The following is a 15,167-nucleotide window of genomic DNA, read 5'->3' on the forward strand; positions in this document are numbered from 1 at the left end:
AACCCATGGAAAGCGCCCCCGAGAACAAAACCGGCATCTGGCTGCGCAACGGCATCGTCGCGCTGGCCTCGGTGCTGATCGCGGTGCTCGTCTTTTTTGCCGCCCGCAACCAGGCCCCGACGATGCAGCAGTTGGCGGCCGAGGCGGTGCCGTTGGACGAAGCCCTCGCCAACGGCAAACCGACCCTGGTCGAGTTCTATGCCGACTGGTGCGCCAGTTGCCAGACGATGGCTCCGACTGTCGCCAGGCTCAAGGAGCGCTACGGCGAGCAGGCCAACTTTGTGATGCTCAACGTCGATAATCCCCGCTGGCTGCCCGAACTGCAGCAGTACAAGGTGTCTGGAATACCCCACTACGCATTTTTGGACGCGGCGGCCCGTCCTCTAGGATCGGCCATCGGTCTGCAGCCCTCGCAGATATTGGAAGACAATTTAACCGCCCTGGCGGCGGGGGCTGAAACGCTTCCCAAGGCAGGTGCCCCCGCCGGCCAGACTTCAAAATTCACGCCACCCAAAAAAGTCGACCAGCCCCGCGATCACTCTTAAGATTCCTAGCGAGCAAGCCGTGAGCGAAGCGTTGCAACTGTGGCTGTATCAGATCGAGCAGGGGGCCGAGCAACTGGCCAGGGCTCAGCTCACCCAGATTTCGCCCACCAGTTTTTTGCTGTTGTACCTGATTGGCCTCGCCACCAGTTTCACCCCCTGCATCCTCTCGATGCTGCCGGTCACGATCGGCTACATCGGCGGCTACCAGTCGCGCTCGCGCTTCGAAGCGCTCGTGCAGTCCGGGTGGTTCGCCCTGGGTCTCGCCGTCACCATTACCGGCCTCGGCCTGGTGGCCACGATACCGGGTATGCTCTACGGCCAGGTGGGGACCGGTTGGTTCATCGCCATGGGCGCTTTGGCCATCTTAATGGGTTTCAACCTGCTTGGGCTCATTCCCCTGAGCCTGCCCCAGTGGGGCGGCTTTGACCTTGCCAAGGACACCCCCCAGTCGCTCAAGTCGCTGGCCACCGGCGCCACCTTCGGCCTGGTGGCATCCCCCTGCTCGACACCGGTGCTCATCGCACTACTAGCCTGGGTCTCCACCACCGGCAATCCGTGGGTAGGGGCGGGGCTGCTGTTTTCTTACTCCATCGGCCACGCCACGCCGCTTATCCTGGCCGGAGCCTTTACCGGCGCCCTCAAGGCGATGCTCTCGCTGCGCCGCTGGTCAGGTCTCATCAATCAGGTAAGCGGCATCCTGCTCATCTTCACCGGCACGCTTGCGATTTTGAATATTCTGAATCGCTGAGGGACCGCGGTGAGAGTTGCGCTGATCGGAGCAAAGTTACTGTTGGTACTGCTGTCTGCCCAGGTTGCGCATGCACAGACGGCTGCGTATCTCGGTGGCGGGTTGAGTGCCGGATTGACCAGTGGCTCGGGGCCGGGGGAGGGGTCGAGCACGGGTGGGATGATCACGGGTCGCTACGCCTTGCCGCTGCCGGTTCGTCTTTCGCTGCGGGGCGATGTTCTTTTTGGGCGCAAGGCGGCCTTCGTGCCAACCTTGAGCCTCGATCTGCCCTTTGAGCGCAACGTCCTCAGCCTCGGAGCGGGGGCAAGCATCGCCACCGCAGGCGACGACGCCTCGCCCCTGGGTAGCCGCAGTGCCTTCGTGCTCCGCACCGGGTTCGACCGGTTTATCGAACAGAGCAATCTGGTGCTGGTCAGCAGCTTCCTGGTCGGATTCGACGCTTACTCGGACGGCGGCACCGCCGTCGCCTTCAACCTGGGGCTGGCGGTGGGATTTTGAAACCATCGAAGCGCGGGGATCAGTCTTTGTATGGATGATGGTCGGCACCGATGATGGGTCAAATAGAGTCGGAAGCCAATATTGTTTGAACGCTTGTGAAAAATCGTGTTTTGATTCTCGGCGGGCAGGGGCGCATCGGCGCCGGTGTCGCCAGAGATTTAGTCAGCCACACCTCGATGCAGGTGGTAATCACCGGCCGCACCAAAAAGACCGGCCCCGCCTTCGCAGAGCAACTGGGTCCGCGCGCGAGTTTCATGGCACTGGACTTGGCTGACCGGTCCCGGTTGGAGGCGGCCATCGCCGATACCGATCTGGTCATCCATTGCACCGGGCCGTTCCACCACCGCGACGGGACCGTGCTCAAGACCTGCATCGAGCGGCGGGTCGATTATCTCGACGTCAGCGACTACCGCGACTACACGATTGCTGCTTTGGCATTGCGAGAGCAGGCCGAAGCGGCAGGGGTGACGGCGATCGTCAATTCGGGGATCTTTCCGGGGATCTCCAACAGCATGGTCCGGCAGGCGGCCGAGCAACTCGACAAGCCGGAAGCGATCCATCTGAGTTACGTCGTCCAGGGTTCCGGCGGAGCCGGGGTGACGGTGATGCGCACGACGTTCCTGGGGCTCAAGCGGCCCTTCAAAGCCTGGATCGGCGGCGAATGGCAGGAGGTTAAACCCTACACCGGCCGTCAAACGGTGCAATTTTCCCAGGGACCGGGCTCGGTCTACTGGTTCGATATGCCCGAGAGTTACACACTGACCAAGACCTTCCCGGTACACACGGTGGTGACCAAGTTCGGCGTTGACCCGGACTTCTACAATCAACTCACCTGGATGGCTGCCCACTGGTTCCCGGACGAGTTGATGCACAATCCGGAGACAATCGAATTTTTATCGCAGGTCAGCCACCAGATGACCTCGGTGACCGACAGCTTCAGCGGCATCGGCGTGCGCATCCGTGCAGAGGTTTTGGGCCTCAAGGACGGCCAATCCGCAAGACGTACCGCCCTGCTCACCCACGAGAACACCACCGCCGCCTGCGGCATCGGTACCGGCAGCCTTGCCGAATTGATGCTCACCGGCGAAGTGCACAAGCCCGGCGTGTGGACCGTGGACGAGGCGCTACCTACGCCGTTGTTTGAAAAAGCGATGGCCAGCCGAGGCATCCAGATATTGTTCGAGTGATGGCGGAGATGCTCGGCGCTCTATCGTTTTGCGCGAGTCGGGAGCGACGAGTTGCGGATATAGCGTTTATCAAACAAACTGAAGGCATGAGCACAACACCAGAAACCCGTTTCGATCCGTCCGCGCTGTCTGAAGTGGACAAGCAACGGCTGCAGCAGGCGTTGCAGTCGGATTTCCTGCCCGTGCTCTTGAGTAAGGGTGGCGATGTCGTCGAGTTACCGCAGCCGGTGAACGACCTATTCATCGAGATTTTACAGGCGGTCCGACGAAAGGAAGCCGTGTTTCTCATACACGAGGACGAGGCGTTCACAACCCAAGCGGCAGCGGACTATATGGGCGTTTCGCGGCAGTTCTTCGTTCGACTCTTGGAAGATGGAAAACTCCCGTTCCACCGCGTCGGTACGCATCGCCGGGTTCTCTTTAAGGACCTTATCGCTTATCGCCAAGCCCGGAGCGGCGAACGACGGGCCAAGCTCGACAAAATGACGGAGGAGCTGGTGGAAGCTGACCTTGACGCCCAATACGTCGATCTGACACGCCCCGACCCGGGGAGGAAATGAGGGCGGACTACTCGGTGGTGCTCGATGCAAATATCCTCGCCGAGTCTGCCCTCTCCGATCTATTCCTCCGTCTGTCTGAGGAACCGCGGTTGCTCTTGCCAAAATGGACGGACGAAATCTGGCAGGAAGTGGAACGGACGATGCTCAACGTTTTGAAGTGGCCGCAGGACACCATCACTTCACGCATCAACGCAGCAAAGCAGGCCTTCCCCGAAGCGATGATCACCGATTATCAGGTCTACCTCCCCATGTGCACGAACGACCCAAAGGATTGGCATATTCTCGCCGCCGCGATTCGCGGGCAGGTAGAGACGATTCTGACCATGAACGTTCGCCACTTCAAACCCGCTGATGTTGAAATCTGGGGTGTGACCGTTGCTCACCCGGACGAGTATCTGAAAGTACTTTATGACCTTGACGAGGCGGTTGTGGTTCAAGTGCTGAACGACATGGCGAAGTGCCGTAGCAAACCAATCGGGCAAATGCTCTCGCGGTTGAGCGCTCCTGCCCCAGGATTTACGAAAAAAGTGGGCAACGGGCTGCAGTTGACCGTTCCGCCCTACGATCCAGTCGCCTACCGGAATTCATAAAGCGGTCCTCGCGCCGGACAATCGACAGCTAATTGGTAAAAACGGCTCAAAAAGGAGCTATGAAGCGGGTTTCGACGCTCACAAAAAGGTCAAAGGGCTCAAAAGACACCCAATGGTCGACGTGTTGGGCTTGGTGCCCAAGGTGTTTAACAGTTCCGACCACGAGGGGTTGCAGGCTCTGGCGATGAGCATGAAAGGGAGGCTGGTACGCTTGAAGAAAATTATTGCCAACCAGGGATACACGGGCAGTTGCACCGAGGCGGTCGAACGGGTGTGCGGTTGGAAGGTGGATATCGTCTAAGTCAGTGATCCTAAAAAAACTGAGCTCCATATCCTAGAACCCAATCAGGGCAGGGATCTGCCCCAGTGAACCTTCTGCCCTTCACGGGGCACCTTCCACACCCGGCAATAACTGGTTCGCCCGCGCAACCATCAGCAGATTGGACAGGCGTTGCGCTTCGGCGGCGGCAACCCTTTTGCCGAACTCGCTCAACCGGTAGTAACGCCGCCGTTCCCCACCGGGTCCGGCGACTTCCTCAATCCATCCACTAGCCAGAAGCTGTTTGAGAGAGCCGTAGAGGATACCCGGCCCAAGTTTCAGCTTCCCCCCGGAGTACTCCTCAACAGCGCGCATCACTCCATAGCCGTGGCGGTCGCACTCAGCCACGGCCAGAAGAATATGGAACACCGCCGGGGTGAGCGGAATAAAACACACGGGGTCCGCGTTGGCATCCGGCATCTTCACCCTCTCCAATAATCACTTACTGATATATCTATAGCCGATATATCAGTAAGTGATTATTGTCTACATGTCAAGAGTTCTGAAGCGGGTACTATAGCTGTCGCCAACTTTATTAGGACATAGGCTATAACTACCAGTAGTCTCTCGGCGACCGGCCATGGCAAAACCCTACAGTTACGACTTCCGCCAAAAAGTCCTGCAAGCCATCGAACTCAACGGTCTCAAGAAAAGTGAAGCCAGCGAGCTGTTCGACATCAGTCGCAACACCATCAACTTGTGGTCTCAGCGCAAGGCAGAAACCGGAGATGTCCAGGCAAAGCCCAGACCGGCATCCCATAAGGGTCAGAAAATTACCGACTGGGAAAAGTTTCGGGCCTTCGTAGAAGCACATGGCGACAAAACCCAGGCCGAGATGGCGCAACTGTGGGATGGACAGATCAGTAGCCGCACGATTTCGCGGGCGTTGCACAAGCTTGGCATCACCCGAAAAAAAAGACCTACGGGTATCGCGAACGCGATGAGGCGAAACGCTCAGCATTCCTAGAGCTTCTGCCGGACCCGAAAGCCGCGCACCTGGTGTATGTCGATCAGTCCGGCATGGACGAGCGCGACGATTACGGATACGGTTGGTCGCCGTCGGGGGAGCGCTTTTACGGACTGAAAGCAGGTCGTCGTCAGGGTCGCATCAACATGATTGCGGGCTATCGAGCCGGTCAGCTGATCGCCCCGTTCACTGTCGAAGGGGCTTGCAATCGGACCGTGTTTGAAATTTGGCTGGAGAGCTGCTTGATTCCTGTGTTGCAGCCTGGCGAGTGGGTGATTCTGGATAACGCCACGTTTGATCATGGTGGCCGGATTGTCGCATTGATTGAAGCGGCCGGTGCCCACGTACTCTATTTACCCCCGTATTCCCCCGACCTGAACCGCATTGAGAAGTGCTGGGCGTGGTTGAAAAGTCGGATTCGCAAACGGTTACGTGATTGCGGGCATTTGCGCAACGCGATGGATGCCGTTCTCAAACAGGCTGCGTCCTAACTTAAATGGCGACAGCTATATCTTTGGATTTCGGTTGCTGGTGCGTGTGGCTAGAACCGGCCTGGGATTTTGCAAAGGCAATTCCGAAATGCCCTAGCGGCGCGCCTCGGGCAGCCGATGCCAGGGAACGAGCGGGTATTCGTGGTGCTCCCAGTGGTAGCCGAAGTGATAGCAGCTGACAAATGACCAGAAGCTCGAAAGACGGTTGCTGGTGGCCCGGTGACGGTTGCGGTAGCCGCCGTCGGGTTGTCGGTGGGGCAAGTAGGTGCCGAAGTAGAACAATTGCAAGGAACTGAGCACCAGCGGCAACAACCAGAACAGCGCCAGGTTGACGAGCGGAACGCCCATCAGCCAAGTGCACACCCCGAACACCACGGCCATGCCCGCGATCAAAAACGGGGTGTTCCGGCTCTCCATATAGTCCTTCATGAATTTCAAGTACCACTGAAAGAAGCCGCTATGTTCGCCGTCGTGGTAGTCGGGGTCTTTGCCGGTGGCTGGAAAGCGGTGGTGCAACTGATGTTTAATCAGTAGTTCGCGATAGGGCATAAAGGCGTACAGACCGACGGCGGCGGTACCAAGCCAATCGTTGATGCGGTGATTGGCGGGAAACACGGTTCGGTGCATCGCGTCGTGGGCAGTGATAAATAGACCTGTGTGCAGAAAGGTTCTGAGGATCACCACGCCGATGACGGCCTGCAGCGATAACTCGCCAATAGGTAAGCGCAGCGCTGCGGCGAAACTGAAGATCCACAGGCCGATAATCACCAGAGCCCACCAGAGGCCGGAAGAATCGTTCTTATGGGTGATAACCCCTTCGGCAAGCCGCTTCGAAGTACGTTCCTTTACTGCCGAGCCACGCATCATAGACCTTGTAGACCCGAAATAAAACTTTGCCTCCAGCCTGCAGACTGCGTCGCCTGCGGCGAAAGCGATCATTTCTATTTGCATCTTAAGCGTGCATACCCAAAAGACTGTCTATCCGGAGTAGGGTCTAACGCCTGCCGAATTGGGGATCGTCAGAGTCGCTATCCGGTGACAATAGAGTGCGAATCCACGGGCACCAGCGGAGGGGGCGTGTACGAAATCGTCAAAACCGGAGATCCGGTGCTGCGCCTGACGGCCAAGCCCTTGAACAGCGATGAAATTCAAAGCGAAGCGATCCAGCAACTGATCGCCGCGATGGCCGAGCGGATGCGCGAGGCGCCGGGGGTAGGCCTCGCCGCCCCCCAAGTGGGCGTCTCGGTGCAACTGGTGGTCATCGAGGATCGCCCCGAGTACATCGAGCGGCTGAGCGGTGCGGAGCGGCGCGAACGGGAGCGCGAGCCGGTGCCCTTTCATGTGCTCATCAACCCTGTGCTGAGCGTGGAAGGCGAAGAATCGGCCGTTTTTTTCGAGGGTTGTTTGAGCATTCCCGGTTACCAGGGGTTGGTGGCCCGGGCGCGGGTGGTGCGGGTCGAAGCACTCGACGAACGGGCCGCCCCGGTCGTCATCCGGGCACACGGCTGGTACGCCCGCATCCTCCAGCACGAAATCGATCACCTCAACGGCCTACTGTGCGTGGATCGCATGGATCTTCAGACTTTCAGCACCCTCGAAAATTACGACCGCTTCTGGCGGGGAGGGTGATTGGACAGGTGCCAGGTGTCAGGGTAAAAACCGTTGTCCATCGGGTTTTTTATTTGACCCTTGCCTGAGTTGCCCCACTTCCCGATACTTCTGTAGCCCAATGGCGAGCCAGCCCCTTCGCCGCAGTCGACACGCGTCGTGCAGGCCCTGGAAGAATAAGCTTATCCAACCCACCAATTCTCGTTCCCAACCGTGCCCTGAAGTCCGGGGGGTGTCGGGGGGTGGCACGCCCCTGACGCGGGGAGGGGGAGAGCGCGAGAGGGGAACCCGAAGGGGGTTCCACCTCTCGCTCCACAGACTGTCGTGCCAAGCCAACAGCAAGTGTCAGGTCACAGACATCGGTAGGAACTTCCGGCAATAGCGGCATTTCTCTGGCACACTGTGTCGAGAAGCCAGCGACAGTCATGGGCGAGAGCACGTCAAAAAACCCAAAACTCCTCACCCTACCGGATTGGTTGCGTGAATGGCTCGCCCGCCAGACTGCCTACGGCCCGGCCATCGCCGTACTGATCGAGATCGTCGTCTTCAGCGCCATCGCCCCGGGCTTTTTTACCCTCGAGAACTTCATCAACATCTCGCTGCAGACGGCGATTTTCGGCATCCTGGCGGTCGGAATGACACTGGTGATCCTGACGGGCGGCATCGATCTGTCGGTGGGATCGGTGGTGGCCCTTGCCGGGGTGAGCGGGGCCATGGTCGCCCAAGCGGGCGGGCTCGGCATGCCCGTGGCCATCGTGGTAGGCGGTGGGGTCGGGCTTTTGAGCGGTCTGTTGGTGGCGTACTTTCGGGTGGCTCCGTTTGTGGTCACCCTGGCCGGGCTCACCATTGCCCGCGGCCTCGCCTTTTTGCTCACCGGCGGCCGGTCGATCGGCGGTTTGCCGCCCGACTTCACCTTCTGGGGCCAAAAACAGCTCGGCTTACTGCCGCTGCCAGTGCTCGTCTTGATGGTAGTGGTGACCGGAGGATACTTTTTGCTCACCCGCACAGTCTTCGGCCGCCAGATCTACGCCATCGGCGGCAACGCCGAGGCGAGTTGGCTCGCGGGAGTGCCGGTGCAAGGGGTGCTGGTGGCGGTCTATCTCATCAACGGCTTGCTCGCGGGGCTCGCGGGCGGGATGCTCGCCGCCCGGCTCGGAGCCGGAATTCCCAATAGCGGCCAACTCTACGAATTGGAGGTGATCGCAGCGGTAGTGGTGGGGGGCACCAGTTTGAGCGGCGGCCGAGGAGGAGTACTCGGCAGTCTGCTCGGGGCGCTGTTTATCGGCACCCTCGGCAACGGTCTCAATCTGCTGGGCGTCGATCCGTACCTGCAAAAAATCGTACTGGGAGTGGTGATCCTGGCGGCTGTGCTCGTCGATAGCGCCGGACGGCGGGGACAAAGATGAGCGGGATCGCTCTGCGCAGGCGGCGGGAGCAAGCCCAACGGCGGCGCTCCATCGCGGGAGTGCTCGCGGCGGTGGGTGGGGGCACAGCCCTGGGCCTTGCCGCTCCGCCCACCGGCTGGGGGGTGCTGGTGTGGGTGGCCCTGGTGCCGTTGCTGGTCTACTTGCGCGCCGAGCACCGCCCCCGCGCTTTCTGGCTTGGAACCCTCGCGGGGATGGTCTACTACGCCATCTTGCTGCGCTGGCTGCTGGGATTTCATCCGCTCACCTGGCTGGGGATCGAGTGGTGGCCCAGCCTCGCGATCGCCCTGGGGGCGTGGCTGTTCGTGAGCGCGAGTCAAGCCTGGGTGATCGGACTCTGGGCGAGCCTGGTGGTCCGCACCCGCCTGAGCGGCCTGCGGCGGGTGCTCTTTGCCGTAGGTCTCTGGGTGGGACTGCACTGGCTTTGGGGCCAGGGGGAGACCGCCTTTCCCTGGGGGACACTTGCCCAGAGCCTGGCAGGTGACCTGTGGGCGGTGCAAACGGTCGCGCTGGGAGGCGCGCAGCTGCTGGTGGGATTGGCCGTCGCGGTCAATGCGCTGGTGGCCGAGAGCTGGAGCACGCGCCGTGTGGGCTACGCGGGCCTTGCAGCGCTCCTGGCGGCTTCGGTGTACCTATACGGATGGTGGCAACTCGCCCAACCGCTGCCGGCAGGTGAGCCGTTGCGTATGGGCGTTATTCAGGGCAATATCGCCCAGGCGCGCAAGTGGACACCCGACGGCCGGCGCGAGACCGTCGAGACCTACGTGCGCGGCTACGAAGAACTGGCGGCGGCCGGGGCGCAGCTGGTGCTCACCCCGGAGACGGCCTTTCCATTTATCTGGTCGCGCCCAACGAACCCGGCAGCACCGCTGGTCCCCGAGATTCAGTCCCGCCGGGTACCGGTGTTGCTCAGCGCCTTCGAGCGCCGCACCGACGGTCAGGTGGCCACCACCCTGTTCGCCCTTGACGGCGACGCGCGGACCATAAGCACCTTCAACAAGATCCACCTGGTGCCCTTCGGAGAGCAAATCCCCCTCAAGGCGCTCATCGGGCCGCTGGTGCGCAAACTTTCCCCTGTTCAACAAGAAGTGTTTGCCGGCTCGCTGGGCCAGCGCCTGCAGACACCGGTGGGCCTTGTCGCCGCCGGAATCTGCTTCGACTCGGCCTTTGCAGACGGCTTTCGCGCCCAGGTGGCCGCCGGGGCGCGCCTGCTGGTTCAATCGACCAACGACGCCTGGTACGGCCCGGCTATGGCCCCCCAGCACCACGCCCTCGATGCGCTGCGGGCGGTGGAGACCGGCCGCTATCTGGTGCGCGCCTCCAACAACGGCACCAGTGCCGTTGTCGATCCGCTGGGCCGCACCACGCGGATCACCGGCTGGAACGTCTACGCGGCCTTTGTCGAACCGGTCCGGCTTCTTGAAGGGATGACGCTGTATGCCCTCTGGGGCGACTGGTTCGTGCCGCTCAGTGCGGCGCTGGCGCTCTTGGGGCTGATTGCCGGACGGAGCCCCGCCGGACGCCGGGGGCGCCGGAATTTTTAGGCTCTTATTTTCTGCTGAGGTCTGTAGAGCGTTGTGCGTCCCTCAGGGCTCCCGGTGCGTCACCCAAGGCGCGCCGGACGGCGGCGCGCAAACGGTAGGCGGCCGGGTCGCCCGGATCTCGGCGGATCGCCTCGCTGCAATCGCTAAGCGCCGCCCGGTAGTGCGAAGCGGCCTGATGGGCTTCGCAGCGGCGCAGGTAGGCAATTGGGCGCGGCTGCAACGCAATGGAGCGGCTCAAGTCTGCAACGGCCGCGGCGTACTCGAAGAGCCATAGCCGCGCCAGACCGCGCTGAAGATAGAGATAATCGTTGTCGGCGTCTGCTGCGAGCGCCTGGGTGAAAGTGGCTTCCGCCCCTCGCAGGTCACCTGTTTGCAACTTGTGGGTGCCCTCCTCCAGCATCGCTTGGGCAGCCCCCCAGTGATTTTCCTGGCGGACCCGCCACAGATGCAGACCGGCCAGCACCGTCAGGCCGGTGACCACCAGCCCGATGAGCAAAACCCGCTCCCGCACAGAGGAGGAAATGGCTTGATCCGCGAATTTGCCTGCCAACTTGTCACCGTGACACAGCGAGTGTACCCGCGCCTGTTGTGAAGGCGACAGGAAACAACTAAACCTCCGCCAGACTGGCACAGCCTATCCTGTGAACCTGTTGCCAAGACGACAAGCCCACCAATATTTTGGGCGCACTTCGAAGCCAGGTGTTTAATTTTTCGGTTTCTCTTGAGCTGGTGGTGGCGGCTGGGAGGGAGGCGCAGACTGATTTTTGGGCAAGATTTCGACTTTGGTATCGATTTTTTGACCGGCGCTCGGTGCCTGGATGTCGGCGGTAAAAGCGGCGAGAGGATTGTCCCGCTCCCAGCGATTTTTGACTTCGTCCGCCTGCTGAGTAATCTGGACGGCATAGAGCTGGTCGGCTTCCGCCTTCGACAGGGCACTGTCCTGGCGCTCGGAGCGGCCGGCCTCAGCCAGGGTACGGATCTCAACGCGATTGTCCTTGAGTTGCCACAGCTCGATCTGGCTGCGGGAATTGAGCTGGCTGGCATTCCCTTCGTTGCGCGTCAGCATGTCGACGCGGGCGATGGCCAGGGCCGTCACCCCGGCGTACTCAAAAAATGCTTTGACCAGGGCCGTGTCGGGCCGATCGCGATCGAGGATCTCGTGGAGCGGTCGGTCGATCTTGCGCACGATAGGCATCACCTCGTCGCGCTTGAGAAACGTGAGCGGCCCCACCTTCGGAAAAGCACCCGTGCGCACCAACTCCTCGGCAAGCCGCTGAGCGAGCGTATCGGTGACGGGCAGCGAGCCGACCCCGAGCAGGCCCACTCGGGTGGGTTCCTGCCTGGCGACCGAGCGGGGCAGCGCAAGGGAGAGGGTGGTCTTGAGACCCTCCACCAGCCAGATGCGCGTCTGTTTCTCGGTGTAGAGCGGGTGCTGAATCTTGACCTCCCAGCGGCCGGGGGTAAGTTTTTCGATGAGATAGCTGCCGCTGGCGTCGGTGCGGGCGGAGTGCTTACCGAGGCTCACCGTCGCCTCGGCGATTGGGTCACCCTGCTCGTTGCGGATTTGCCCGAGCAGCGTGGCCTGGGTGGGTACCGGGGCGGCAGCGCGGGGGGGGATCACGAATGTCGGGTTGGGCGCCCCCGGATCAGGTTTTGGTGCGCTCTGCACGGCCGGTTTGGCCGGGATCAAAGTTTTTGGCGCCGGGACAGCGACGGGTTTCGGTTCGGCTTTGAGCATTGCGGGGGAAGGCTTGGCAGCCGCTCCTGGCGCTATGCCGGCAGGTGACGATTGTGGGGTCGTAGCGGCGGGTTTAGCCGGAGCCAAAGCCGGCTTGGCTGTGGAGGCCGGCCTGGAAAATGTGGGGATGGTGGGGGATTTGCCGGGTTGCGGCAGGGCGAGTGCCGGGGCGGCAAGCGGTTGGTCCTGGATGGGACCGGGTTTGGCCGGACCGGGCAAGGGTTGGGTCTGGCGAGTCCCGGATTTGGCCGCAGTCGGTACGGGTGGGCTCGGGGTGGCGGCGGGCTTTGACGGGGATACCGACGGCGTCTGCATCGGCTTGAAGGGAGGCTGAAGCTGGATCGCTCCGGCGGGAGCCGGGCGGGCCGGGGTAGTGGTGGGCTTGAAAGGGGCCGATGACTGGTCCTCGGGAGCGCCCCAGGCCGGAAGAGCGGCAGTGAGCATCGCGAGCCAGAGCCACTGAGGGAGAAGGCGCATAGAAAGCCCCGATGAATCGCAAAGACTGGCACCGATGGTAACTTACCCCCCTGCTATCCGGCTTCCCTCAGGCAAGCAGAATCGAGGCCGTACCCAGGTAGCGCACCGATTGGGGGGTGATCTCGAAGCGGCAGGGCAAGACCAGCAGACCGCGCTCGATACCGGCACGCAGCAGTTGTCCATAAAGCGGATCGAGGGAATCGCCCGGGCTGAAGGCCGTGCAGTCACCGCGGTTGATGAAGTACAGCATCGCTGCCCGCGTGCCGTGCTCACAAAGGCGGATCAGTTCGCGCAGGTGTTTCTGGCCGCGGGTGGTGACCGTATCCGGAAACAGGGCGAGGGTGCCCTGGTTGAGGGTAGTGCTCTTGACCTCCAGGTACAGCGGCTCCCCCTCGCCGGTGAGCAAAAAATCGATGCGGCTGTTTTCACTACCGTAAGGCACTTCGCGGCGAATGGTCCGGTAAGTGCCCACCTCGGCAATCACCCGCTCCACCAGAGCCCGGTAGACGATGCGGTTGGGAAGGGCCGTATTCACCCCGACCCAGGTGCCGTCTAGGTCGATCATCTCCCAGGTGTAGGCGAGCTTGCGGGCCGGATCCGGTGAGCGCGACAGATATACCGGACTTCCGAGGGTGCTGATGGCCCGCATCGGACCGGTGTTCGGGCAGTGGGCGGTGACCAGTTGCCCGTCCTCCAGTTCAACCTCGGCAAAAAATCGCTTGTAGCGACGGCGCAGGATCCCCCGTACCAGGGGCGGGTACTCAAAAAGCACACTCATGGTTCGACGACGATGGTGCGCCGGGAACGCAACAATCCCGTGGCCGCCCCGGGACAGATATGGCGGTAGGAGTAGGCACCCAGCCGCTCGACGCTCGCCAGTTGCCGTGGCCAATGAAAGGTACGGCCCACCCGCACGGGCATGGCCCCCCCGTCGCTCGTCGGCAGCAGATGCCGGCCGCTGAAGAGCACTCCACCGTGTGCCTGCCAAAGCAGGCAACTGGACCCCGGCGAGTGACCGGGTGTCCAAAGGGCCGACAGTCCCGCGTCCAGTTCGCAGTCGCCGTCAAAGGCGCGCACTTCGACCTCGCGGGCTTTGACCAGATAAGCCTCCTGTTCGTGGATGCGCACGGCCGCCCGAAAATGACGGCAGAACTCCTCCACCTGGCCCATGGCCCCCCGGTGGGTCAGAAAAATCGCCCCGATTCCCCCAACCCCTTCAATCAAGGTGCAATTCTCTTCGACAAAGGCGGGACAATCGATCAGCCAGTTGCCCCGCAGGCCGTTGTCGGGGGTAGCAACGATGAGATAGCTCGCCCCGCCCAACGTGTGGCGATTGGGCTTGAAGCTGAGCAAATCGGCGAATATGCGGCGATCGGCGGCAAAATTTTCCATGGGCCCTATCCGCCACCAGCCAGATTGTCCGGCAACAAACTGACCACTACGAACAAAATCTGATACAACTTTGCCTCTACAATCTCCCAAGTCCACTGTTCGCGATCGGCCAGGCCGCTATGGGTGGTGACGCGTACCCCGACCGGTGCAAGTCTTCTCAAATCAGTCACGCCCTTCCGGCTATCATGTTCAATGGCATTCATCAATAAGTTAACAGGGTATTTGCCTGGCTCTCCTCCTAGCATAGGTTTTCAGACAATGACTAAAAGTACAGAAAAGTACCATCAGCGTCTGCTCGAATTGCGCCTCGACATCGAAAAGGTACAGGCTTACGTACTGACGTGCACCAGCCGTCCGTCCGCGCACCCGCCTGCAATGCTGCCGACCACCGGCCAGCATCTGCAGCGCGAAATGGAGTCGGCTCGCAACAATTGAGCGAATGTTGCCGGGTCGGCATAGGACTGGTGAAGATTTGCACGCGGTACCGGTGGCCAGTCCGCAGCTACAGGGCGTGAAGCCGGGGGTCCAAATGAGTGGCCTGCGGCTGTTGCTGTACATCCAGTTTTTCTAAAAGTTTTCGGCGTTCGAGGAGTGTACTTTTGGGTGTTACCGTGCGGGCGGCCTGTCCGGCAGATGTAGCGCTTGTCTTTGGACTCATCTGTGAACTGGCCGCCTACGAAAAGCTGTCCCACGCCGTGACCGGCAGTGCCGAGGAGCTGGCGGCCCATCTGTTTGGCGAACACCCTTTCGCCCGAGTGGCCATTGCTGAAGTAGCAGCGGAGGCGGCCGGTTTCGCACTATATTTTTTCAACTACTCGACTTTTCTCACCCGTCCCGGGATCTATCTCGAAGATCTCTATGTGCGTGCGCCGCTGCGCCACCGGGGTATCGGGCGGGAGCTGCTGCGCCATGTTGCCCGCGAAGCGGTAGCGGCGGGTTGCGGCCGGGTAGAGTGGAGCGTGCTCGACTGGAACGCCCCGGCCATCGCTTTCTACCGTCAGATGGGGGCTGTGATCCTCGACGACTGGCGCCAGTGCCGCCTGACCGGTGAGGCGCTTGCGACATTGGGTGCGCCTTGA

General features: G+C 61.4%; 20 protein-coding genes. 13 read left to right on the forward strand and 7 right to left on the reverse strand.

Translation table 11 applies throughout. The features are described from left to right. Window positions 1–5 precede the first annotated feature (5 nt). From GLL_RS08900 to GLL_RS08930, 7 genes are all read left to right on the forward strand, one after another. Window positions 6–545: a thioredoxin family protein gene (locus GLL_RS08900; protein WP_011141717.1), complete on the forward strand. Its 540-nt coding sequence runs from the start codon at window positions 6–8 to the stop codon at window positions 543–545. A 19-nt stretch (window positions 546–564) separates the two neighbouring features. Further along, entirely contained in the window at window positions 565–1,293 is a 729-nt protein-coding gene (locus GLL_RS08905; protein WP_011141718.1) for a cytochrome c biogenesis protein CcdA, read from the forward strand. 159 nt (window positions 1,294–1,452) lie between these two features. Further along, window positions 1,453–1,791 carry a hypothetical protein gene (locus GLL_RS08910; protein ID WP_164928837.1) on the forward strand — a complete coding sequence of 113 codons (339 nt, stop codon included), beginning with the start codon at window positions 1,453–1,455 and terminating at the stop codon, window positions 1,789–1,791. Window positions 1,792–1,886: 95 nt separating this feature from the next. Then, window positions 1,887–2,978, forward strand: coding sequence for a saccharopine dehydrogenase family protein (locus GLL_RS08915; protein ID WP_011141720.1), 1,092 nt, complete (start codon window positions 1,887–1,889; stop codon window positions 2,976–2,978). Then, entirely contained in the window at window positions 2,978–3,538 is a 561-nt protein-coding gene (locus GLL_RS08920) for an excisionase family DNA-binding protein (protein ID WP_197530147.1), read from the forward strand. The genes GLL_RS08915 and GLL_RS08920 overlap by 1 nt, the downstream gene beginning before the upstream one ends. Further along, a complete protein-coding gene (locus tag GLL_RS08925; protein WP_011141722.1) occupies window positions 3,535–4,128 on the forward strand; it encodes a PIN domain-containing protein in 594 nt (197 codons plus the stop codon). Before GLL_RS08920 ends, GLL_RS08925 begins: the two co-directional genes overlap by 4 nt. A 112-nt stretch (window positions 4,129–4,240) precedes the next feature. Continuing rightward, window positions 4,241–4,429 (forward strand): hypothetical protein, encoded by a 189-nt coding sequence (locus tag GLL_RS08930; protein ID WP_011141723.1) that lies wholly within the window; start codon window positions 4,241–4,243, stop codon window positions 4,427–4,429. Between the two features lie 81 nt (window positions 4,430–4,510). Here the strand turns inward: GLL_RS08930 and GLL_RS08935 are convergent, their stop codons facing one another. Beyond that, window positions 4,511–4,867: a PadR family transcriptional regulator gene (locus GLL_RS08935; protein WP_164928838.1), complete on the reverse strand. Its 357-nt coding sequence runs from the start codon at window positions 4,865–4,867 to the stop codon at window positions 4,511–4,513. 160 nt (window positions 4,868–5,027) lie between these two features. Between GLL_RS08935 and GLL_RS08940 the strand changes: the two genes are divergently transcribed. Next, window positions 5,028–5,905 (forward strand): IS630 family transposase gene (locus tag GLL_RS08940; RefSeq protein WP_197530148.1). Its coding sequence is split into 2 segments (ribosomal slippage): window positions 5,028–5,357 and window positions 5,360–5,905, totalling 876 coding nucleotides; the frame shifts between segments, so codons are not numbered across the junction. A 93-nt stretch (window positions 5,906–5,998) separates the two neighbouring features. On the opposite strand, the gene crtW is transcribed toward GLL_RS08940, so the two are convergent. Then, window positions 5,999–6,772 carry a beta-carotene ketolase CrtW gene (gene crtW, locus GLL_RS08945; protein WP_011141726.1) on the reverse strand — a complete coding sequence of 258 codons (774 nt, stop codon included), beginning with the start codon at window positions 6,770–6,772 and terminating at the stop codon, window positions 5,999–6,001. A gap of 210 nt (window positions 6,773–6,982) precedes the next feature. Here crtW and def point away from each other — a divergent pair, with 210 nt between their 5' ends. The 3 genes from def (at window position 6,983) to lnt (ending at window position 10,481) form a co-directional block, all read left to right on the forward strand. Further along, window positions 6,983–7,534 carry a peptide deformylase gene (def, locus tag GLL_RS08950; RefSeq protein ID WP_197530150.1) on the forward strand — a complete coding sequence of 184 codons (552 nt, stop codon included), beginning with the start codon at window positions 6,983–6,985 and terminating at the stop codon, window positions 7,532–7,534. A gap of 404 nt (window positions 7,535–7,938) precedes the next feature. Beyond that, window positions 7,939–8,919: an ABC transporter permease gene (locus tag GLL_RS08955; protein ID WP_011141728.1), complete on the forward strand. Its 981-nt coding sequence runs from the start codon at window positions 7,939–7,941 to the stop codon at window positions 8,917–8,919. Further along, window positions 8,916–10,481 carry an apolipoprotein N-acyltransferase gene (gene lnt, locus GLL_RS08960; protein ID WP_011141729.1) on the forward strand — a complete coding sequence of 522 codons (1,566 nt, stop codon included), beginning with the start codon at window positions 8,916–8,918 and terminating at the stop codon, window positions 10,479–10,481. Before GLL_RS08955 ends, lnt begins: the two co-directional genes overlap by 4 nt. Before the next feature lie 4 nt (window positions 10,482–10,485). Here the strand turns inward: lnt and GLL_RS08965 are convergent, their stop codons facing one another. The 5 genes from GLL_RS08965 to GLL_RS08985 all read right to left on the reverse strand — a co-directional run bounded on the left by GLL_RS08965 (window position 10,486) and on the right by GLL_RS08985 (window position 14,291). Further along, complete coding sequence (locus GLL_RS08965; RefSeq protein WP_164928839.1) at window positions 10,486–10,992, reverse strand: hypothetical protein; 507 nt, start codon at window positions 10,990–10,992, stop codon at window positions 10,486–10,488. Between the two features lie 192 nt (window positions 10,993–11,184). Then, entirely contained in the window at window positions 11,185–12,696 is a 1,512-nt protein-coding gene (locus GLL_RS08970; protein WP_011141731.1) for a carboxypeptidase-like regulatory domain-containing protein, read from the reverse strand. Between the two features lie 67 nt (window positions 12,697–12,763). Then, window positions 12,764–13,474 carry a DNA/RNA nuclease SfsA gene (gene sfsA / locus GLL_RS08975; protein WP_011141732.1) on the reverse strand — a complete coding sequence of 237 codons (711 nt, stop codon included), beginning with the start codon at window positions 13,472–13,474 and terminating at the stop codon, window positions 12,764–12,766. Further along, complete coding sequence (locus tag GLL_RS08980; RefSeq protein ID WP_011141733.1) at window positions 13,471–14,088, reverse strand: hypothetical protein; 618 nt, start codon at window positions 14,086–14,088, stop codon at window positions 13,471–13,473. Before GLL_RS08980 ends, sfsA begins: the two co-directional genes overlap by 4 nt. 5 nt (window positions 14,089–14,093) lie before the next feature. Next, window positions 14,094–14,291, reverse strand: a complete 198-nt coding sequence (locus tag GLL_RS08985; protein ID WP_164928840.1) for a hypothetical protein — start codon at window positions 14,289–14,291, stop codon at window positions 14,094–14,096. A gap of 55 nt (window positions 14,292–14,346) precedes the next feature. Between GLL_RS08985 and GLL_RS08990 the strand changes: the two genes are divergently transcribed. Together GLL_RS08990 and GLL_RS08995 are read left to right on the forward strand one after the other, a co-directional pair. Then, window positions 14,347–14,523 carry a hypothetical protein gene (locus GLL_RS08990; RefSeq protein WP_164928841.1) on the forward strand — a complete coding sequence of 59 codons (177 nt, stop codon included), beginning with the start codon at window positions 14,347–14,349 and terminating at the stop codon, window positions 14,521–14,523. Window positions 14,524–14,687: 164 nt separating this feature from the next. Further along, window positions 14,688–15,167 (forward strand): GNAT family N-acetyltransferase, encoded by a 480-nt coding sequence (locus GLL_RS08995; protein WP_164928842.1) that lies wholly within the window; start codon window positions 14,688–14,690, stop codon window positions 15,165–15,167.

This window comes from Gloeobacter violaceus PCC 7421 (assembly GCF_000011385.1).
GTDB classification, from domain to species: domain Bacteria; phylum Cyanobacteriota; class Cyanobacteriia; order Gloeobacterales; family Gloeobacteraceae; genus Gloeobacter; species Gloeobacter violaceus.